Source organism: Sphingobacterium sp. Lzh-3 (assembly GCF_046764375.1).
In the GTDB taxonomy this organism is placed as follows: Bacteria; Bacteroidota; Bacteroidia; order Sphingobacteriales; family Sphingobacteriaceae; genus Sphingobacterium.
In genome coordinates this window covers 5046803-5068928 of sequence record NZ_CP177226.1, presented here as the reverse complement: position 1 = coordinate 5068928, position 22126 = coordinate 5046803, and the positions used below count along the sequence as shown (strand labels likewise).

Here is a 22126-nt window from a genome sequence, read left to right as displayed (position 1 = left end):
AGAGTAAGGGGATAAATTGGGCTAAAATGCAAAAAGCCTTTCATTTCTGAAAGGCTTTTTCTGCGGAGAGTGAGGGATTCGAACCCCCGAACCTGTGACAGTTAACGGTTTTCAAGACCGCCGCATTCGACCACTCTGCCAACTCTCCGCGACAAAAGTAGAAATTTTGGGTAGAATTACAAAACTTATTTTACATTTTTCTTTGTTTAAAAGCAGTTTTAGTGCTCTTAAATAGAAATGTGGTTGAATACCAATTGATTATTTTTAAGGGTTGACCTATTTTTCGATGTCATATTGGAGGTAGCGGACTCTGATCTGGACGATATGTTCGCTTTAGATGTAATCATAATCTTGTTTTAAGGTTATTTATACCCAGGTGCTTAATTTGGCATTGTAGCGGAAACTGTCGAGTTTTTTCCATGCGGTGATGAAGGTCTCTTGGATTAAATCTTCTGCATTATCTCGGTCTATGGTATAACTGAGGCATAACTTGCCGATGGCTGGCGCATATTCTTTGTAAATAATCTCAAAGTTTTCTTTGTTGGTCATCGGGTTATTTTAAAAATGTGTCTAGTTCCATAAAAAACCGACCAGGAAGAGTTGTGCGAAATGTTATTTTCTTGTAGGTAACGCTCTGATAATTCGAATGGAATGGTACTGTAAGAAAATTGATCTTTTGATGGGGGAGAATAAAGATGCAAAAGCAAAAAGCCTTTCATTTCTGAAAGGCTTTTTCTGCGGAGAGTGAGGGATTCGAACCCCCGAACCTGTGACAGTTAACGGTTTTCAAGACCGCCGCATTCGACCACTCTGCCAACTCTCCGCGACAAAAGTAGAAATTTCGAATAGATTTACAAAACTTATTTTCTATAGCTAGTCTTAGCGTTTGAAAATGAGCTAGATTGTTTTTAAAAAAGTCTATGCAGGGATAATCTCATGGCAGTGTTTCCTGATGTTGGCCGCAATTTTGTCGATCGGTAAATCGTCTTGGTCGATACCAAATGGCTCTTCAATGGACTCACCAATTAATTCAAGAGATGCTAAAACATATAAGATAAATGGTACAGCAATCACAACAAAGTAACCGATAGAAAAAACATAACCTACTGGAAGGGTCATGGTATAGAAGATAATGAACTTCTTGATAAATGCACTATATGCCAATGGTATTGGGGTGTTTTTAATACGCTCACAAGCTCCACAAACATGTGTCATGGTAATAATTTCCTCATTAAGGATAATAAGCTGATCGCCAGTTATAGTTCCTTCTTTATATAGATCATTGATTTTGTGGAAGATCATGGTAGAAACTTGGTTCGGACCATGTTTTTTATTATCCAAAGCCTTTAACTCAGGGTGTTCGTTTTCGTCGAGCATAAACTTGGTGTAATCCGATCTTAGAAAATCGTATAGTGTTTCTGCGAATAGGGGGATTGCCTTTCTGAAAAAACTACGATTCACTTTGTCATCTACATCCAGCATGGCATTTAGTTTGTACGAAAAGGCTCTACTAACATTAGTCAATGTACCCCATTGTTTTCTGGCTTCCCACCAGCGGTCATAGGCCGTGTTTGTTCGGAATACCAGTAAAAGCGATATAACAAAACCGAGTAGGTTGTGGACAATGGTAATGTTTTTGACCCAGCTCTTTTCATTTAGTTTGAGGTATTCCAATTCTAGAAAGGCAATCATCCAGGAATAAAACGCTATCAAAACAAGAAATGGCAATAACTTTTTGAAGGTATCTGATTTATGCAACTTGAAAGTTGCCGAAAGCCAATCTTTGGGGTTGTATACGATCATACACAAAAATATAAATTGTTGCGAAAATTTTGCGAGTTAATTGCTATTGCCGTAACTTCATCGTGCTATGGCACAACAGCGATCAAAAAGAAAGAAAACAAGTACAAAAGGAAGTCAGGTTCGTGGAACAAAGTGGATTTGGATGATAGCAGGAATGCTGGTGCTTTTCCTCTGTCTTGTTGTGTGGCATTATCGGGCTGGAATTATATACTATTTTCGCGTGGCTACCTCCAAAGACAAGTCTCTGACGAAGGAAGCTAAATATGATATTCGTAATATTGAGATTATGAGCAAGCACGATGATAAGGTGTTTGGCATAGACGTGTCTACCTATCAGGAAGAAATAGATTGGCAAAAGGTAAGCACAATCAATGATCATTTTCCGATAGATTTTGTGTTTATCAGGGCGACAATGGGTGAAAAAGGCATTGATGATAAGTTTAATCGAAATTGGAGTAAAACGGAAAATAGGGCAGTTTTGAGAGGGGCCTACCACTATTTTAGACCCAATGAGAATTCGGTCAAGCAAGCGAAGAATTTTATTCGGAAGGTTAAACTACAGTCTGGCGATCTTCCACCGGTCTTGGATATTGAGGAGCATCCAAAACAGCAATCGATGGATAGCTTGAAAGTTGGACTAAAACGTTGGCTTGAAGAAGTCGAAGCTCACTACAAAGTAAAACCCATTCTTTACTCCGGAGATAAGTTTTATAGTGACTTTTTGGAAAAAGAATTTGCAGGTTATACGTTGTGGATTGCAAATTATAACTTTTGGGTTGAGAATCCCAAAGAGCATTGGGCCTTCTGGCAATTTTCTGAAAAAGGTACTGTCAGAGGGATTCAGGGCAATGTGGACTTAAATATATACAATGGTAAAATTGAGGAATTGGAAAAGCTGCTTATTCCTTTTAAATAGTAAAATATATGCGTAGAGTTTTTATCACATTATGTGGGGTTTGTTTAGCACTGTTTAATGGTCAAATGCAGTTGCATGCGGAATCGAAGAGTCATCGGGTCGAGATGTCGCAACCCGCTTCAGATTTACCACGATTAACATTGAAAGAATTTAAAAAATTGCGTCGTGAAACAGCTATCCAAGTTCTTGATACGCGACCTGGCGACATATTCCTACAAGGATTTGTTCCTAAATCTATAAATATAGGCTTTAAAGGTCCTTTTGATCACTTTTTGGCGCAAGTGTTTCCCAATAAAGCCCAAAAGCTTTTATTGATTACAGATATAGATAGTCAAGATACGGTTTATCATCATTTATTAAAGTTGGGCTATACCCATATTATTGGGGTTTTAGAAGGCGGTATTGAAACTTGGAAAACTAGCGAAGATGTAGTTTCGTTGCGTAATATCAGTGCAGGAGAATTCAGGAAAAGATCAGATCAAGGTCATATTGTGGATGTAAGAACAGCTAAAGAATTTGGTAATGGACATATTGACAATGCAATGAATATTCCATTAACAGATTTCGTTAATTTTGGTTCTACGCTTAAAAAAGACAATCAACAGCTGTATGTACACTGTCAATCAGGTTATAGGAGTGCAGTGGCTGTATCTATTTTGAGCACTAAAGGATTTAAACATATATGCAATATCCAAGGTGGGTATAAGGCATTGCAAGAAGAAGTAAAGGAGAATCAATAATGGCTACTTTTGACCAGATTATTCAATCAAATTCGCTGGTTTTGGTGGATTTTTTTGCGACGTGGTGCGGTCCCTGCCAGACTATGGCGCCGATTTTACAGGATGTAAAGGAATTTTATCAAGAAGATTTGTCTATCATTAAGATTGACGTGGATAAGAATCCAAAAATTGCTTCGATTTATAAGGTAAGTGGCGTGCCTACTTTCGTGTTGTTCAAAAATGGCCAACAAGTATGGCGGCAAAGCGGCATGATTCCCAAGATGGAATTACATAAATTGATCGATCAAGTAAAGTAAAAAATAAGGCGTTCAATCAAATTGAACGCCTTATTTTTTAATGATACTCTGGTGTTTTAATAGGTAGTGTTATATCGCACTAAAATATTAAAATTCATCGTCATCATCGAAGTCATCTAATCCTCCAATCGAGTCGATTTCAGGTAAATCGAAATCATCATCGAAATCATCATCATCGTCATCAGGACCGTTGAAAGATGCGAATTTTACTTCTTCAAGATCTTCGTTAGCTAAAGTTGCCGTGTTCATAAAATAATACTTTATTGTTTCTTATTCAATGTTGTAAAATTAGAGAAGAAAACTATTTTTTAAAACTTTTTTTAAAAAAAATATTAAGCTTTATTTTTCTGTTAATCAGTATGTTGAATTGTATTTTGAAAATAAAAATTTATTTTATTTTATTTATTCATTTGTTTCGCCAATCGCATTGTCCTCAGTAACGATGTCTTTCAATTGTGGGAGATCTCTCACACCATTGATTCCGAAATGATCCATGAACTGCTGGCTTGTTGCATAAAGTAATGGTTTTCCGATACTATCTGCTTTTCCCGCAATTTTGATCAGCTTCTTTTCCAGTAATCGTTGAATAGAATAATCACAGCTGACACCTCTTATCTGCTCCACTTCTAATTTTGTTATCGGTTGTCTGTAGGCAATGATTGCAAGTGTTTCAAGTGCTGACTGACTTAGTTTTCGTTTGTTATTGTGATTTTGGAGCTGTTGTATCGATTCATGATAAACAGCTTTTGTCAAAAACTGATAAGCGTTGTTGATATAGCGTAATTCAAGTACATAGTCTTCGTCCTGGTACTTCGTTTCAATTTTTTTAATCAAGTCACGTAATTCATCTCTTGAAACCTCAATAGCCATTGCTTCCTGCAAAATCTGTTTGATATCGGCAAGATCTATTCCTTCCGCAGAAGCAAATATAATTGCTTCAATATTTCTTATGACGTCTTTCAATGTATCGTATTAATAGTTAATGACCTGTTCGACCATATGGGCTGGTAGCTCGCGGAACTCATATTTTTGTGTTCGCAGTTGTGGGCTGAATCCAGCTTCCAAAATAGCTTCCTGTATAGATTTTGATGTAAACCGATGTGGTGCACCAGCTGCCGAAACGACATTTTCTTCAATCATAATTGAGCCGAAGTCGTTCGCTCCAGCGTGCAGACATAATTGCGCTGTGCGCTTTCCGACGGTGAGCCAAGAAGCCTGTATATTTTTAATATTAGGAAGCATAATGCGGCTTAAGGCAATCATGCGAATATATTCTTCACTTGTTACGTTGTTAGTAATGCCGCGAAGTCTTTTCAATAAGGTACCATCATCTTGGAAAGGCCAAGGGATAAACGCAATAAATCCATGGGACTCCTGAGGTTTTTCATCCTGTACTTCGCGAATCCATACCAAATGTTCAAAACGTTCTTCTATCGTTTCGATATGACCAAACATCATGGTGGCAGAAGTTGGTAAATTAATTTTATGGGCTGCCCGCATAACATCCAACCATTCTTTACCACCGCATTTTCCTTTTGATATAAGACGTCTCACACGATCATTGAGAATTTCAGCTCCCGCTCCAGGTAGCGAGTCTAGTCCTGCTTCTTTCAATTGCGTCAAAACTTCAATATGGCTCATATTCTCCAGTTTGGAAATGTGTGCAATTTCAGGCGGGCCGAGCGAATGTAGTTTTAGCGTAGGATAAAGTTCCTTTAATTGCTTGTAAAGGTTTTTGTAAAACTCAATACCTAAATCCGGGTGATGGCCACCTTGCAGCAGCAGTTGATCGCCCCCGTATTTAAAAGTTTCCTCTATCTTTTGTTTGTAGCTTTCAATATCGGTAATGTAACTATCTTCATGACCAGGGCGACGGAAAAAATTACAAAACTTGCAATTTGCAATACACACATTCGTGGTATTGACATTTCTGTCGATTTGCCAGGTTACTTTGCCATGTGGCACTTGTATTTTACGCAATTCATTGGCTACGAAAGTCAAATCAGCTGTAGGTGCGTTTTGATATAAAAAAACACCCTCTTCCTTGGATAGGAACTCAAATCGGAGCGCCCGTTCTAATAAATTACTTACATTCATCAACAACAAATATAAGGAGCTTTTAGCTTATTTGGACCTATTTGCGGAATATTTGACAATGCACATTGAATTTTGGGAAACGTTCCGGATATAAAAAACAAAAGGATGTGCTTGTGTAACAATACTATTGCATTTTAGCTTAGTGTATAAAATACAATAACTTGATTTATAGCGCTTTGTGAATTAATTAAGATTTTTCCTTTTTTTTTACATTTATTATTCTTTACATTTATTTAACAGATTTTAACATTTCTGGAAAATAACCAAATTAGAAAAAAAATGAATAACCAAAGGGCCTGAACCTGTCAATAATATCGCATTGTTGTCGTCAGACCTAAAAAAATGACCAAAAACTTAAATTAAAACCAATATCAACTAAAACAACTAAAGAATAAACATAAATTTTTTTAAACCACCTATTTAGTAAAATTATGATGAAAAAAACGGACAAAAATTGCTGTTTTGATCTCATATTGGGCCAAAAGTTCAATAAGAGGTTTCTGATTATGAGTTCTCTTCTCATTGGGGGAGGAATGACCACTCATGGATTTGCCAGTGGATTAACCAACCATGGCAAAGTTGAAGTCGTTTCATTAATGAAAACCAAAGGCTTACAACAGACACCGATCAAGGGAGTAGTGAAGGATGCGGCTACAGGTCAAGGTCTTACTGGTGTATCTGTCAAAATTAAGGGGAGTAGTAATGGAACATCGACAGATGAAAATGGCGCATTTACTATTCAAGGAAAAATCGGGGATGTGCTTATTGTCAGTTACATTGGATACAAAAGTACGGAGGTAGCTGTTTCTTCGAAAGCTGATCTTACGATTTCACTAAGCGGCAGTGAAGATGCATTAGAGGAAGTCGTTGTCACTGGTTATTCTACACAGCGGAAGAAGGATCTGACCGGATCTGTTGCTGTAGTCAATACAGATCAATTGAAGACCACACCAGCTGCGAGTGCTGTAGAGTCCTTACAGGGACGTGCCACAGGGGTTCAAGTTGTTACGGACGGTGCACCGGGTGCTACTCCAGCGATTAAAATCCGTGGCTACAGTACAATTAATAACAATGAACCGCTATATGTTATCGATGGTGTTCCATACGAAGGAAAACTGAGCTGGTTAAACCAGAATGATATCGAGTCTATGCAGGTCCTGAAAGATGCGTCGGCAGCTTCTATTTACGGTTCTCGTGCAAATAATGGTGTTATTATTATAACAACAAAATCGGGTAAATCAGGTAAACCACAGATTAATTTGGATACTTATTATGGCGTACAAGTACCTAATAGCAGTAGATTTCCGAAAATGTTAGATCCTCTGCAGGTATATAGGATAAATGGTAATACAGGTGATCTTCCCGTTTATCTCCGCTATGGTTCGCTTTCTGGGAATGAGATAGATCCTAAGAATGTAGATATGTCGAAGTATAACTACGCGGACAACAAAGAAGAATTTTTTCAAATTACAAAAGCCAACCAGGCGGGTACGGATTGGTTTAAAGAATTATCACAAAATGCCCCTACGCAATCCTATCAATTGAGTGCAGTTGGTGGTGGTGAAAACGCATCTTATGCAGTCTCGGGAGGATATTTAGGGCAAAAAGGAACAGTAATCCATACTGGATTTGAAAGATTTAACGTCCGTTCAAATACGAACTTCTCTGCATTTAACAAGAAACTTCGTTTTGGAGAAAATATGCAGTATTCGATGACAAAAGGTCATGGTATTGGTGTTAATACGAATACAGCCGGAGATTATATAGGTGAAGGTAGTGCGCTTGGCTTTGCCTATCGGATTAAGAACATTATTCCTGTGTATGATGAGGGAGGGAACTTCGCTGGGTCGATTGGCGGATGGGGAAATGGTGAAAATCCTGTCGCTATTGCTTATCGCGCAAAAGATGATGTGAATAGATCCAATCTATTTTTTGGCAATGCTTTTGGAGAATATGATATTTTGAAGGGATTGACATTCAGGACAAGTTTTGGTATTAAATATGAAAATTATTATGGTGTTGATTATACCTATCCAAATCTCGAGTTTCAGGAGGGAAGTGCCAATAATGGGATTGCCGAAACGGCAGGTTACAATACTGAGTGGACTTGGACCAATACATTGAATTATAAAGTGAATTTTAACGACGTTCATAATTTAAATATTTTGTTGGGAACGGAGGCTATTGACAATTCGCATCGCCAAGTTAGAGGAACTGATAATGATTTCTTTATTACGAATAACTTAGATTATTTTTATGTCGGTTCGGGTAGCAAGAAATCGGGAGCAAGTGAAGGAGCCTACGGTTCGCTGTTTTCATTGTTTGGAAAGGTAGACTATTCTTATAAAGATCGTTATATATTAAGTGCCACAGTAAGAAGGGACGGTTCTTCAAATTTCGGACCGAATAACAAGTATGGTGTATTTCCAGGAGCCAGTGCAGCATGGCGCTTGTCACAGGAGGATTTTATGAAAAATATCTCTTGGTTGAATGATTTGAAAATCAGGGCGGGTTATGGAATTACGGGAAATCAACGAATTCCCGGTTATCAATACTTAAAGAGATTTCAACTATCACAAAATTCCTCTTCCTATCCAATTGGTGGAAGTCTTGTAAGTGGGATGTGGATCAGCGATTATCAAAATGAAAATGTGAAATGGGAACAGGTCAAATCGCTCAATCTCGGATTGGACTTCTCTATTCTTGAAGGTAAAATAGACGGAACATTTGACTGGTATAATAAGAAAACTACCGATATGTTATTTGCTCTACCTCTACCTGCAACAGCTGTTGGAAGGGGGAACTCTCCTTATTTAAATGTAGGTGATATGCAAAATAAAGGGGTAGAGTTGTCTCTTAACTATCACCATAAGCAACATGATCCGAATAAATTTGATTTTGACTTAGGGGTTAATTTCTCGAAAAATGACAATAAAATTCTTTCACTCGCTCCGGGAGTCGAACAGGTTGTGTACGGAGCGTTTCGGAGTATGGAGACATCTATTATGAAAGCGGGAAGCCCTTTTGGCGCATTTTATGGATTTAAGGTCGCAGGAATTTATCAGAATAGCGGTGAGTTGACTCAGTATGCTTCTTATGATTTGGCTCGTGTGGGCGGCTTCCGCTTTGAGGATATCAATAACGATGGTAAAATAGACGAAAGTGATAAAACGATTATTGGTAGCCCACATCCGGATTTTACCTATGCAATTAATTTTAACGCGCGGTATCAAAATTTTGATATGATGATGTATTTCTATGGATCAAAAGGTAATCAAAATTATGAAGCAACTCGTTATTTTACTGATTTTGGTGTTTTTGATGGACAAAAAAGTACGCGGCTCCTAGACATGTGGAGTACTGAAAACCCATCTGGTTCTGTACCATCGATAACCAAAGATAAAGTATCTCCAAATGAATACGCTTCATCAACATATTATATTCAAGATGCGAGCTTTTTCAAAATGAAAAATTTCCAGATTGGATATAACTTTCAGACTGATAAATTATTTGGATCAAATACCGGGGTGAAGAGACTTCGTGCTTATCTAGGGGTGACCAATTTGTTTACAATTACAAAATATAAAGGATTAGATCCTGAAGTTACGGCGACACCTTCCAAATACCCTGCACTTGGCGTTGATTTTGGGGTGTATCCACAGTCAAGACAATACATGTTGGGCGTAAGTGTAGGATTTTAGTTTAATGTTTAATTTGAGTAAAATGAAAAATATAAAAATATTGCTTGGAATCACGGGTATAGCTATTCTGGGCTTAGCGAGTTGTGGTAAAAGTTTTTTGGAAAAGAATCCGCAAGGACAATTGATTGAAGATCAGGTCGGCATTAAAAAAGGTGTAGAAGCATCGCTAATAGGTGCCTATTCCATATTAAATGGTAATGTGAGTGGTACCTGGGGCAATTATTCTTCTGCTCCGAGCCAATGGGTATTTGGTGAAATTACTTCAGATAATGCGCATAAAGGATCCATACCGACAGATCAACCTGATATGAATGCATTGGTGAACTTTTCTCCTATTTCATCGAATGATAATTTAAGTACGATGTGGCAAGTGTACTATGAAGGTGTTCTCCGTACAAATACAACGCTCAAATTATTAGCTGAGGATCAGAGTAAAGGTAAGACTGTAACTGCAGAGCGTGCTAAACAGATCGAAGGAGAGGCAAAATTGTTACGGGCCCACTATTATTTTCTATTATGGCGTGTATTTAAAAATATTCCAATTATAAATGAAAATACCTCAATTGAAGAGGCTAAAACTATTAAAAATGATCAGGATATTTTGCCGCTGATTGAAAGTGATTTGAAAACTGCTGTTGCGAATTTACCTTTGACAAAAATTAACAACGAGGCTGGACGAATGGACCAAAATGTGGCTAAATCATATTTAGGGAAATTTTACCTTTATCAGAAAAAGTATAAAGAAGCACTTGATTTGTTTAAGGCTGTCATTGCAGGAAAAGACATCACCACAATGCCTTACCAGGACAACTACGATGTACTGAAAGAAGACGGTCCTGAGGCAATTATGGTATCAAAGCATATAATTAACCCGGATGGTTCGGGAGATAATGCAAATGTTGGGGATATGTTGTCGGGTTTAAATGGTGGACCTGTTGGATGTTGTGGTTTTTATCAACCTTCCATAGACTTGGTTAATGCCTATAAAGTTGACGCGAATGGATTACCGTTGTTAGATGGATCTTATAGAAACAATCCGTATACTTCGGATATTCTTTTGACAGGAAAGGATCTTACTGATTATAAGGTGAATACAAATCTACAATTCGATCCTCGCCTTGATTATAATGTCGGAAGAAGAGGAGTCATGTATTTGGATTATGGTGTATTTCCTGGAGATCCTTGGTTGAGACGTGAGGATGGACAGCGACCACATGCTGGCCCCTTCTCTATTATAAAGACAATGATCCCTAAAGCGCTATTCTCAGGACATACGGCGAATGATGGCACCTATGTTACAGATTTAGATGTAAATATTATTCGCCTGGCCGATGTTATATTAATGGCGGCTGAGTGTGAAGTTGAATTGAATAACCTTCCTGAAGCATTGAAGTATGTCAATTCTATTCGAATCAGGGCATCTAAATTGCCTGGAAAGCTGACAGATACTGGAGTGCCTGCTGCAAAATATAATGTGAAACCTTATCTCACTTTCACTGACCAAGATCAGGCTAGACGAGCAGTACGTTTTGAGCGTAGATTGGAGCTCGCAATGGAAGGACATCGTTTTTATGACCTTGTACGTTGGGGGATAGCGAAGGATGTAATTACAGCCTATTCGGCCTTCGAAGGAGGTATTCTTCCTACATTTAAAAATATCAACTTTACTCCCAATAAAAATGAAATCTTCCCGATTCCTCAAGTTGAAATCAATGCGAGTATGGGAAATCTAAAACAGAATCCCGGATACTAATTTTTTTGTATTCGATTATTTACGCGGCCATCTAATCAGATGGCCGCATTTTTTGTTATGTTTACAGCAATGAAAAAATTTTTAAGTGCATTGTTGCTGTTGTGGTTTGTGTCAGTTGCTAGTTTCGTGACGAAGGCTCAGGGTTTTGAGGATGTTTATCAGCTATTTCAAGAATCTAAAATATTAAATGATCATTTTGTTGGTTTTTCTTTGTATGACCTAAATGCCAATAAATATGTCATGGATATAAATGGTAATAAGCATTTTACACCAGCTTCCAATACAAAGATGTATACTACCTATGCTGCTCTAGCACTTTTGGGGGATTCAATACCTGGTTTGGAGTATGTGGAACGTGGAGACTCGCTGCTTATTTGGGGGACAGGTGATCCGACGTTTTTGCATAATCGCTTAGATACCCGGGTGGTGTACAACTTTTTAAAAAATACGAATAAACGCATTTTTGTTGTGCCAGGGACAATGAAGAATAAGTTCTTTGCGCATGGTTGGGCGATGGAAGATTTTGAAGCTTATTATCAGCCTGAAATCAGTACATTTCCTATTTATGGCAATGTGGTCACTTTTCGACAAAAAGGTTATAATTATTTATCAACTTCTCCAGCTAGTTTTCAAAATTCACTGGATTTTTTGCCGGAACCTAAGGCAGGTGATTTTGAACTTTCCCGTTCATTTCGTGCAAATTCCTTTTGGATGTCCAAACGTCCCGTTCCGAACGGCTATGTCAATGAAGTTCCATTTATCTATTCTGATAGCTTATTTATTAAATTATTGTCGGATAGTCTAGGTAAATCCGTGACCTTATTGTCTTACCAAAAACCAAGCAATACCAAGATACTCTATTCCGGCAGTACCAAAAATTTAATCCGTGAAATGATGTTGCCAAGTGATAATTTTATTGCTGAACAATTTTTAATGATGTGTTCGTGGAAACAATTCGGTCAATTTGATACTTACTTGGTGCGCGACTGGATGAAGAATAACGTTTATAAATACTTTTCAGCTGAGGTTGCCATTTTTGATGGATCGGGCTTGTCGTCCTATAACAAAGTGACTCCGCAAAATAATGTCGATCTATTGGTCGTCTTGAAAAATAAGTTGCCGGATGAGAAGGAACGGTTTCGTCTTTTTCCGGCTGGAGGTGTAGATGGTACCCTGAAACGTACCTATAGCAAAGATCTCGGAGAACCGTTTGTTTTTGCTAAAACAGGAACGATTACATCTGTCTATAATCAAAGTGGTTATTTGATCACACGGACAGGAAGGCGCCTGGCATTTTCTTTTATGAACAATAATTATATAGATGATCGAGCAAGTGCAATTCGTAAAGAAATGGCTAAAATAATTACTTATATTCGTCAAACTTATTAAGCCAATTTAAATGGAAGCAATTGTAAAAAACAATAAAAAATTGATTCGTTCTTGGGCCATGTTCGATTGGGCCAATTCTGCATACAACCTTGTTATTACTTCCACGATATTCCCTGTTTACTATACCGCAATTACTACAACAAAAGAGCATGGTGATGTTGTTCGTTTCTTTGGGATTGAAGTCGTCAATACCGCACTTTCCAATTTTTCTTTGGCTTTTGCCTATCTGTTGATGTCTTTTTCTTTGCCCTTTATTTCTTCGTACGCTGATGCAAAAGGAAAAAAGAAACAGATTATGAAATTCTTCACTTATGTTGGCGCAGTTGCATGTATGTGTTTATTTTTTTTCAAACTTGAAACTTTGGAAATTGGTATCATCTGTTTTGTGCTAGCAGCGATGGGGTATATTGGCGGTGTTTTGTTTAATAATTCCTATTTGCCGCTTTTGGCGACAGTCGATCAGCAAGATAAGGTGAGTGCGCAAGGTTTTGCCTATGGTTATATTGGCTGTGTCACTTTACAGATTCTTTGTTTTGTAGTGGTGCTTAAGCCTGAATGGTTTGGTATTACAGATGCTTCACTACCGGCCCGTATATCGTTTCTAATGGTCGGATTGTGGTGGCTTGGGTTTTCAATGATTCCTTTTAAATACCTGCCTAAAATCGAAGCAACCGAGAATAACACAGGTAAGAGTTTCGTTCAGAATGTACGGGATGAATTCGGCCACGTTATCCAAAAGATCAAAGGTATTCCTGAAATAAAGCAGTTTTTGCCGGCTTTTTTCTTTTATGCAATTGGTGTTCAGACGTTGATGATTGTAGCCTCTTCTTTTGGGGAGAAAATTTTACATTTAGGCGCAGAAAGGTTGATTGCCACCATTCTTCTCATTCAGCTCGTAGCTATCTTAGGTGCATTTCTAATGTCTTATTTATCTACACTTTTTGGGAATATTAAGGTGTTGATCGTTGTGGTGATGATCTGGATCGGAATCTGTATTTCGGCCTTTTATTTATCTACCCCACTTCAGTTTTATATCATTGCTGCATTGGTCGGTTTAGTGATGGGCGGGATTCAGTCCTTATCGCGTTCAACCTATTCTAAATTAATTCCGACCGATATCAAAGATACGACTGCTTTCTTCTCTTTTTATGACGTCACAGAAAAAGTTGCCATTGTCATTGGATTATTCTCATTCGGGTTTATAGAACAGGTTACACACAATATTCGATATTCGGCATTGGTTCTTTCTTTATTTTTTGTAATTGGATTGTTACTTTTGATCCGGATATTAGTATCCAATAAATCTTAATTTTATTGATTGAATTGCATATGAAAGTAGAACTTTTTGTTCCTTGTTTTATAGATCAGCTTTACCCTGAGACCGCTTTTAATACGGTTCGTTTATTAGAAAAGGTCGGCTGCGAGGTTGTCTATAATCCTGAGCAGACATGCTGTGGCCAGCCTGCCTATAATGCTGGATTTTGGGATGATGCAAAACAGGTCGGACGGAAGTTTTTAGGTGATTTCTCGGGAGATCATGTGATTATTTCTCCTTCGGCGTCCTGTACTGGTATGGTACGACATGCCTATAATGATTTATTCGCAAATTCGGCAGATTCCCATCAATGTCATAAAATACAGCAACAGGTTATGGAAATCTCTGATTTTTTAGTAAACGTGCTAAAAAAAGAGTATTTTGGAGCTGAGTTGGAGGGTGTTGCGGTGTACCACGATTCTTGTTCGGCTTTGCGGGAGTGCAAGATTAAAGAGGAACCACGGAAATTATTGAGTAAGGTCTTAGGTTTGGAGATGGTGGAGGTGAAAGATAGCGAGACATGTTGTGGGTTTGGGGGTAGTTTTGCCGTTAAATTCGAAGGAATATCCGCAGCAATGGCTGAGCAAAAAGTGCGCAATGCACTTGATCTGAATGCGGATTATATTATTTCCACTGATTCATCTTGTTTGCTACAGCTTCAATCTTATATCGATAAACATAAATTACCCATTCAGACGCTGCACCTCGTTGATGTGTTGACTACTGGCTGGGGAAATATTTAAATAACACATTAAATCTAAACACATGAATTCAAGAAGAGATTTTCTTAAAAACCTTGCACTAGCGTCTGCTGGTATAGCATTAGCTCCCTCTTTGGAGAGTTTTGCGGTAGCAAAGAAAGATTGGTTTGACATTTCCTTGGCTGAATGGTCATTGCATAAATCCTTGTTCAAGGGAGATTTGAACAATTTGGATTTTCCGGTATTAGCTGCCAAAAAATACGGTATCTACGGGGTGGAATATGTAAATCAGTTTTTTAAGGATAAGGCTAATGATAATAACTACCTTACTGAGCTAAATATGCGTGCAAAAGATAATGGTGTACGTAATGTACTCATTATGATTGATGGTGAGGGAAATCTCGGTGATGAAGATGAAACAAAGAGAAAACAAGCCGTGCAAAACCATTATAAGTGGATTTCTGCAGCTAATTTCTTAGGTTGTCATGCAATCCGTGTCAATGCGGCTGGAAAAGGGACTCCTGAGGAAGTAAGTAAACGTGTTGTTGAAAGTTTAACTGCCTTATCTGATATAGGCAAAAAAGCAGGAATCAGTATTATTGTGGAAAACCATGGTGGTATCTCTTCGCATGGTGACTGGTTGGCCAATACATTAAAAGCAGTAGGTAGTAAGTATTGTGGAAGTTTACCTGATCTTGGTAATTTCTATGAGTATGATCGTTATCAAGGTGTAACGGATCTAATGCCTTATGCGCATGGCGTGAGTGCCAAAACACATGATTTTGATGCCAATGGAAATGAAACGCAAATTGACTATGAGCGTATGTTGAAGATTGTTAAAAAAGCAAAATTCAAAGGTTATGTGGGCATTGAATATGAGGGAAGTAAGTTGAGCGAAGAAGAGGGTATTTTTGCTACTAAAAAATTACTGGAACGTTTGCGCCCTTTGATTTAATATTTAACTAATCGAGTTCTTTTCAGGAAATGGAAAGAACTCGGCTAGTTAATAGGTTTTAATTGAAGTGTTGCTCGGATGCAACAACGAAAAAAACTGCCGTCCATTCGTTAGAAACCTATTAAAATCTTCACTATCTTGCTTGAGTATATGAAGACGAGTGAACAACCTCTTTCTTTGTGTAGAGGATCATCGGATTTTTCCGTTTACCGATGGTATATTTTATAAATGGAAATCGCACTACCTTATTTTGAAAAATAACGACTAAAAAAACATGAATTTTGAAAAAAATGCAGTTCTTGAAACCCATTTGCAAAAAGTAGGGGCGGAACATGTATTGGTACAAGGGCATCCTGCCGGCTTGTTTGTATTATTCTTCACAGAGATGTGGGAGCGTTTTAGCTATTATGGTATGCGGGCGCTGTTGGTAAATTTTCTGGTTTCTACCATTGCCCAACAAGGATGGGGTTGGACCAACTCCGAGGCCATGAAGCTTTATGGTTTGTACACCGGGATGGTGTTTTTAACGCCACTGTTCGGCGGGATTATAGCCGATCGCCTAACAGGATATAAAAAATCCATTATGGTCGGAGCCATAATTATGACGCTGGGACATATCGCTATGGCTTTAGAGGGATTTAATAAAAGCTTCTTTTTGGTGGGTTTGGTGCTGATTGTTTTGGGAAATGGATTGTTCAAACCCAATATTTCTTCGATGGTAGGGAAATTATATCCGGATAAAGGCGGTAAAAAGGATGCGGGTTATACCATCTTTTATATGGGCATCAACGGGGGAGCGTTTTTAGGAATGATGCTATGCGGTTATATTGGTGAGAAGATCGGCTGGCATTATGGCTTTGGGCTTGCCGGAGTATTTATGTTTTTGGGAATGTTGCAGTTCTATTTTGCACAACCCATTTTCGGAAAAATTGGAAATACACCCGAGAAGCGAGACGAGTTAACCGATATTGCGGCCGGTCAAGAAGAAAATCCAAAGCATATTGTTCGTGATCGTTTGCTGGTAATAGCCATTTTTATGTTGTCAAGTATTGTTTTCCATTTAGCTTTTGAGCAAGCAGGTGGCTCGATGACGATCTTTGCGAAAAATTATACACAACGGGTATTGAGTGGTGAAGTGGCGGTTTTATTTAAATGGTTGGATGCTGCATTGACGGTGTTGCCGATTGTGGTAATTACCGGAGTACTGTTTGTTTTAGCAAAGAAAATCGTACGTAAATACCCTATGATCATACTTTTTTCGAGTATTTCTTTTGTGATCATTTGGTCTTTGTGTCTTTGGAAAGTTTATCGGGAATATTATGGTATGAATTCAGAAGTTACTGTATCCTGGTTTCCGATGTTAAATTCTTTCTTTATCATTACGCTGGCCACATCATTTAGTAAGATATGGGAGAAAGTATGGAATCCTTCTGGTCCAATTAAGTTTGCCATGGGACTGACATTGGTTGGGATTGGTTTTGCAGCTTTATCCATTGGAAGCTCTGAGATTCCTACCGGTGCAAAGACGGCCTCTGTTAGTATGATCTGGTTGGTGTTGGCGTACTTTTTTCATACAGTGGGCGAATTATGTATTGGTCCGGTCGGACTTTCTTATGTCAGTAAACTATCGCCCAAAAAATTCCTGGGCTTATTGTTTGGTTTTTGGTTTTGTGCCAATGCCATAGCTAATTTTATAGGGGGCTTCATTGGGTCATATATTGATAAGATTACAGAATCTCATTCCATGTCATATTTCTTTGCTGTATTTACAGTAATTCCTATGGTGGCTGCTGTATTTCTTATTCTGGGTAACAAAAAAATAAAAAAGATGATGCATGGAATTGATTAATTCATAGAAAAATAGTGTATCTTCAAGCGATTTTTATCAAAATAAAAACAAAACCTGAGTTATAAAACAATTATTGAAATTATATGAATCAAGAAAAAGATCAAGTTCTTGTAGCACATCTTGCTAAGCAGGGGATCGATGACAAGATGGTAAATGGGCATCCTGCCGGATTATTTGTGCTATTCTTTACAGAGATGTGGGAGCGGTTTAGTTACTACGGTATGCGGGCATTGTTGACCTTATTTTTAATAAGTTCCCTTGCTGATGGGGGATGGGAATGGAGTAATGAACGTGCCATGAAACTTTACGGTTTATATACTGGTTTTGTCTATTTAACCCCATTGATCGGTGGAATGATTGCCGATAAGCTAACCGGTTTTAAGAAGGCGATTTTGATAGGCGCTTTGGTAATGACTTTGGGGCACTTGTCTATGGCATTTGAGGGCGTGAATTCCAATTTCTTTTATCTTGGTCTTGTGTTAATGATTTTGGGTAACGGGATGTTTAAACCGAATATTTCTTCCATGGTAGGAAATCTTTATCCAGATCAAAGTCCTAAAAAAGATGCAGGGTATACCATATTTTATATGGGCATCAATGCGGGTTCATTTTTGGGAATGCTTCTATGTGGTTATATCGGCGAAAAAATTGGTTGGCATTATGGTTTCGGGCTTGCTGGTGTATTTATGTTCTTTGGGATGTTGCAATTCTATTTTGGACAAAAAATATTTGGAATTATCGGAGATTCACCTAAAGCACTTCAGGCTTTCCATGAAAAAAAGATCAAAAATCACGAAGAGGAGGAGGAGGTCATTCCTGCACATGTTGTCCGTGATAGGTTAATCGTTGTCACCATATTTATGTTGGCTAGTGTGGTTTTCTTTCTGTCTTTTGAACAGGCGGGCGGATCCATGTCTATCTTTGCAAAGGATTATACACAAAGGGTCCTGTCTGGAAGTTCGGCAGTGACATTTAAATGGATTGATACTATTTTGACTATTGTGCCTATCGTTATTGTGACGATCGTCCTAACAGCATTGGCTAGAAAAATATATAAACAGTATCCATTGACTATTTTATTTACCGCTGTCTCATTTGGTATCATTTGGTGCTTGGGCTTATGGAAAGTTTTTCGAGAAATTGGAATAACCGGATCGGAAGTTGGGGCCTCATGGTTTCAGATATTGAATGCATTTTTTATTATTTCACTGGCATCGTCATTTAGCAAATTCTGGGAGAAGATATGGAACCCTTCGGGACCAGTTAAGTTTGCGCTAGGTTTAATATTGGTGGGAATTGGATTTGCAGCATTAGCTTATGGGGCGAGCGAGATTCCTCAAGGAGCAAAGACAGCGTCTGTGAGTATGATTTGGTTGGTGATCGCCTATTTCTTTCATTCAGCAGGTGAGCTTTGTCTTTCACCTGTTGGCTTGTCTTATGTTAGTAAGCTTTCCCCAAAGAAATTTTTAGGGCTTCTTTTCGGTTGCTGGTTCTGTGCTTCGGCAATTGCCAATTTTATCGGTGGATTTTTAGGCTCATACATTGATCGCATTACAGAAGAACATTCGATGTCCTATTTCTTTATGATATTTGCAATAGTTCCTGGGGTTACGGCATTGCTATTAATTGTCTTCAATCCAATATTGAAAAAAATGATGCATGGGATCAACTAATCAGGATCGATAGCATCATAAAAAAAGGGCTAATCAATACACTGATTGGCCCTTTTTTATCTCTTTTACTTTTCTGTTGATGCTTATTTATGTTTATTCTTCCACTTTTAAAAGTAGCTTATCGATGCGATGTCCATCCATATCAAGCACTTCGAAAATTAGATTTTTAAATCGGACACGTTCGCCTTCTTCGGGTACGTGATCTAATCTTAGAAACACGAGGCCTCCTACAGTGGTTACGTTACTAATCTCATCTTCGTCTTCTTCGGAAAGACCGATTTCAAATTCATCCAAAAGATCCTCAATCTGATATTGTCCGTCGACAACATAATCGCCGTTTTCCAATTGACGTATTGTCGGACGGGCACTTAGGTCGCTTTCTGTGATGTTGCCGACCAAATCGCCAACGATATCCCGTAAAGTAATAATTCCCTGTGGTGACCCATACTCATCAATGACAACCGCTTGATGGATACTGGAGGTACGCAAGGTATTCATAATGCTATAAGATGAACTGAATTCGTTAACAAACTTGATCGGTAACATAAGTGTTCTGAGATCAAATGCTTCGTTCTGGAGGCATTGACGGAGTAATGATTTTACATGAACAACGCCTTTAATATTGTCGAGGCCACCTTCACAGACTGGGTAGATGGAATGATCGTTGTCTAAAATGATCTTTCTGTTTTCTTCAAAGGAATCTTCCAGATCCAAAAAAACAATGTTTTTGCGGTGAGTCATTAGGTTGACCGCTTTTTTGTCCCCTAAACTCAACAGACGGTCGACGATATCGTGCTCAATACCTTCGATGACGCCACTGTCGACACCTTCGTCTACTAATGCCTTAATTTCTTCTTCTGTGACACTATTGCCGCTGCTCTTGATATTGAGTATTTTGACAATAAACTCCGTCGACATACTGAGTAGCCATACAAATGGCCGAACGATTTTGCTAAGCAGGTTCATCGGGTAAGCAATCAGCATCGCGTACTTCTCCGGAATAGCCATACCGATACGTTTGGGGACCAGTTCACCAAGCACCAACGAAAAGTAGGTGATGATAAAGACGACAATGATAACGGCGAGCTGTTCACTATAGGGGGCTATGATACTGGATTTATTAAAGATCTCTACGAGGTAAGATGAAATACTGCCGCCAGAAAAGAATCCGGTTAGGATGCCAATAAGGGTAATGCCTATTTGTACAGTGGATAGAAAGCTGTTGGGCGATTCTTTTAGGTTTAGCGCTATTTTTGCAGCGGCATTGTTTTTATCGCTTTCAGCCTGTAGCCTTGCCTTTCTGCTGGATACGATGGATATTTCTGATGCCGATAGTATTCCGTTTAGAATAATCAGGACTAAAATAATAATTGCTTCGGTAAGCATAATGAGTTGAAAAAGTTGTTTGCTAGGCTAATTTACGGAAAAGACCGGCCAAATAGTAGGATTATTCTGATTATGTCGAGCATTCATAAAAAAAGCCGTATATCTTTCAATACGGCTTTTATGATAATAAGCGTGTTTTTTCAATTACATTCCACTATCATCTAACATAAAGGTATTTTTCTTGGTTTTCCATTTTCCTTTTGTGAAATCAGGGAATTCCAACGTTTTATTTCCTTTTGCAATAGACTCGGTAGATAATGGGAATACAGCACTCATGGTTACTGAATCATACACGTCAATTGGAGTCTGTACTTTTTGTTTTACAGCCTGAATGAACGCATTGAATACGAACCAGTCCATACCGCCATGACCAGAACCGTTTGCTACCTCTTCATATTTTTTCCAGATTGGGTGATCGTATTTCTTTACCCATTCGTCTGCAGAATCCCAGGTGTGTGGTTTGGATTTACCCTCGATGTGAATACCTTTGGCAACATCCATCCAAATACCATCTGTTCCCTGTACGCGGAAACCGATAGAGTAAGGTCTTGGTAAGTGTGTATCATGCGTTAATAACATGGTTTCTCCATTCGCACATTGTAACATCGTTTGAGTGATATCACCATTTTTGTAATTGATCTTACCGTTAGGATGTCCCGGGGAAACTTTATTGACATAGGCTGCCAATCCACGGGCTTTACTTGAGTACGAAGTGATATGAGTGAATCTGTTCCCCTTGTTGATATCTGCAAATTGCATAATTGGACCTAAACCGTGTGTAGGGTATAGATCACCATCTTGGTCGATATTGAACTGTGTACGCCATTGTGCCTCAGAAATCGCTTTCGGACCATATTCAACGCCATGGCCATAATAGGCTTTTCCGTCATTGAATAATACTTCGCGTAAATCGTGTTGATAACCGCCTTCCAGGTGCAACAATTCACCAAATAGTCCTTGTCTGTGCATATTCAATACCGCAAGTACATCACGACGGAAGGCAACATTTTCTAGGGTCATGTAAGGTTTTCCAGTTTCTTCGGATGCTTTCACAATATCCCAGTGATCTTGTAGCGTTAAACCTGCAATAACCTCGCAACCCACGTATAGACCAGCTTTCATTGCATCAATAGCTTGGTTTTTGTGGAATTGCCAAGGCGTTGCAATAATGACAGCATCTAATTTTTCATTGCTTAACATCTTTTTGTAAGCATCAACTCCACCAGTATACTCTTTTGGAAGTTTGGTGCCTTTTGCGTTGAATTGTTTACGGCATTGTGCTAGAGATTCTTCCTGGGTGTCACAGACAGCCACAATTTCTAGATCATCTCTGTTTAGGGCAATTTGAACGTGATTACGTCCTCTAAGGCCTACGCCAATAAAACCGATTTTTATTTTCCCATTTGTTTGAGCAAATAATTCTGTACTTGAAAGGACACCGATTCCAGCTGTAGTGATGGCAGTCGATTTTATGAAATTTCTTCTATCCATTGTTTTGAGATATAAGGAGTTTGTATATTAGTTATTTACTTGTTTGAAAACAGTCTTTAAG

18 protein-coding genes and 2 tRNA genes are annotated in these 22126 nt (G+C 38.4%); 11 read left to right on the top strand and 9 right to left on the bottom strand.

All coding sequences use genetic code 11. From position 1 onward, the window contains the following. Positions 1-63: 63 nt before the first annotated feature. The 4 genes from ACLCDV_RS21380 to ACLCDV_RS21365 form a co-directional block, all read right to left on the bottom strand. Positions 64-148 (bottom strand) — tRNA-Ser (locus ACLCDV_RS21380). Positions 149-366: 218 nt separating this feature from the next. After that, on the bottom strand, positions 367-549 hold the full coding sequence (locus tag ACLCDV_RS21375; protein ID WP_411972193.1) for an RNA polymerase sigma factor: 183 nt from the start codon (positions 547-549) through the stop codon (positions 367-369). 189 nt (positions 550-738) lie between these two features. After that, a tRNA-Ser gene (locus tag ACLCDV_RS21370) sits at positions 739-823 on the bottom strand. A gap of 95 nt (positions 824-918) precedes the next feature. Then, positions 919-1803, bottom strand: a complete 885-nt coding sequence (locus ACLCDV_RS21365) for a bestrophin family protein (protein ID WP_153846862.1) — start codon at positions 1801-1803, stop codon at positions 919-921. Positions 1804-1870: 67 nt separating this feature from the next. Here ACLCDV_RS21365 and ACLCDV_RS21360 point away from each other — a divergent pair, with 67 nt between their 5' ends. The 3 genes from ACLCDV_RS21360 to trxA are packed head-to-tail and all read left to right on the top strand — an operon-like array spanning position 1871 to position 3755. After that, positions 1871-2719 carry a glycoside hydrolase family 25 protein gene (locus ACLCDV_RS21360; RefSeq protein WP_411972192.1) on the top strand — a complete coding sequence of 283 codons (849 nt, stop codon included), beginning with the start codon at positions 1871-1873 and terminating at the stop codon, positions 2717-2719. 8 nt (positions 2720-2727) lie between these two features. Then, positions 2728-3459, top strand: a complete 732-nt coding sequence (locus ACLCDV_RS21355; RefSeq protein WP_411972191.1) for a rhodanese-like domain-containing protein — start codon at positions 2728-2730, stop codon at positions 3457-3459. Beyond that, the gene (trxA, locus tag ACLCDV_RS21350; protein ID WP_088162818.1) at positions 3459-3755 is read left to right on the top strand and encodes a thioredoxin; all 297 of its coding nucleotides are present in this window, start codon (positions 3459-3461) and stop codon (positions 3753-3755) included. Before ACLCDV_RS21355 ends, trxA begins: the two co-directional genes overlap by 1 nt. 87 nt (positions 3756-3842) lie before the next feature. Here trxA and ACLCDV_RS21345 read toward each other — a convergent pair whose 3' ends face one another. The 3 genes from ACLCDV_RS21345 to mqnC all read right to left on the bottom strand — a co-directional run bounded on the left by ACLCDV_RS21345 (position 3843) and on the right by mqnC (position 5852). Beyond that, positions 3843-4004, bottom strand: coding sequence for a hypothetical protein (locus ACLCDV_RS21345; protein ID WP_167450446.1), 162 nt, complete (start codon positions 4002-4004; stop codon positions 3843-3845). Between the two features lie 153 nt (positions 4005-4157). Beyond that, a complete protein-coding gene (scpB, locus tag ACLCDV_RS21340) occupies positions 4158-4718 on the bottom strand; it encodes an SMC-Scp complex subunit ScpB (RefSeq protein WP_293903845.1) in 561 nt (186 codons plus the stop codon). Between the two features lie 9 nt (positions 4719-4727). Next, positions 4728-5852, bottom strand: coding sequence for a cyclic dehypoxanthinyl futalosine synthase (gene mqnC, locus ACLCDV_RS21335; RefSeq protein WP_075994034.1), 1125 nt, complete (start codon positions 5850-5852; stop codon positions 4728-4730). A 431-nt stretch (positions 5853-6283) separates the two neighbouring features. Here mqnC and ACLCDV_RS21330 point away from each other — a divergent pair, with 431 nt between their 5' ends. The 8 genes from ACLCDV_RS21330 (at position 6284) to ACLCDV_RS21295 (ending at position 19188) form a co-directional block, all read left to right on the top strand. Then, positions 6284-9553 (top strand): TonB-dependent receptor, encoded by a 3270-nt coding sequence (locus tag ACLCDV_RS21330; protein WP_317669702.1) that lies wholly within the window; start codon positions 6284-6286, stop codon positions 9551-9553. Between the two features lie 22 nt (positions 9554-9575). Next, complete coding sequence (locus ACLCDV_RS21325; protein WP_411972190.1) at positions 9576-11306, top strand: RagB/SusD family nutrient uptake outer membrane protein; 1731 nt, start codon at positions 9576-9578, stop codon at positions 11304-11306. 69 nt (positions 11307-11375) lie between these two features. Next, on the top strand, positions 11376-12695 hold the full coding sequence (locus ACLCDV_RS21320; RefSeq protein WP_411972189.1) for a D-alanyl-D-alanine carboxypeptidase: 1320 nt from the start codon (positions 11376-11378) through the stop codon (positions 12693-12695). A gap of 10 nt (positions 12696-12705) precedes the next feature. After that, entirely contained in the window at positions 12706-14004 is a 1299-nt protein-coding gene (locus tag ACLCDV_RS21315; RefSeq protein WP_317669705.1) for an MFS transporter, read from the top strand. Positions 14005-14024: 20 nt separating this feature from the next. Continuing rightward, complete coding sequence (locus tag ACLCDV_RS21310; RefSeq protein WP_313187393.1) at positions 14025-14753, top strand: (Fe-S)-binding protein; 729 nt, start codon at positions 14025-14027, stop codon at positions 14751-14753. A 22-nt stretch (positions 14754-14775) separates the two neighbouring features. Beyond that, positions 14776-15666, top strand: coding sequence for a TIM barrel protein (locus ACLCDV_RS21305; RefSeq protein WP_411972188.1), 891 nt, complete (start codon positions 14776-14778; stop codon positions 15664-15666). Between the two features lie 274 nt (positions 15667-15940). After that, positions 15941-17515 carry a peptide MFS transporter gene (locus tag ACLCDV_RS21300; RefSeq protein WP_411972187.1) on the top strand — a complete coding sequence of 525 codons (1575 nt, stop codon included), beginning with the start codon at positions 15941-15943 and terminating at the stop codon, positions 17513-17515. An 83-nt stretch (positions 17516-17598) separates the two neighbouring features. Continuing rightward, on the top strand, positions 17599-19188 hold the full coding sequence (locus tag ACLCDV_RS21295) for a peptide MFS transporter (protein ID WP_317669707.1): 1590 nt from the start codon (positions 17599-17601) through the stop codon (positions 19186-19188). Positions 19189-19281: 93 nt separating this feature from the next. Here ACLCDV_RS21295 and ACLCDV_RS21290 read toward each other — a convergent pair whose 3' ends face one another. After that, complete coding sequence (locus ACLCDV_RS21290; protein ID WP_286850113.1) at positions 19282-20574, bottom strand: hemolysin family protein; 1293 nt, start codon at positions 20572-20574, stop codon at positions 19282-19284. Positions 20575-20718: 144 nt separating this feature from the next. Continuing rightward, the gene (locus ACLCDV_RS21285) at positions 20719-22065 is read right to left on the bottom strand and encodes a Gfo/Idh/MocA family protein (RefSeq protein WP_317669709.1); all 1347 of its coding nucleotides are present in this window, start codon (positions 22063-22065) and stop codon (positions 20719-20721) included. Between the last annotated feature and the right edge of the window lie 61 nt (positions 22066-22126).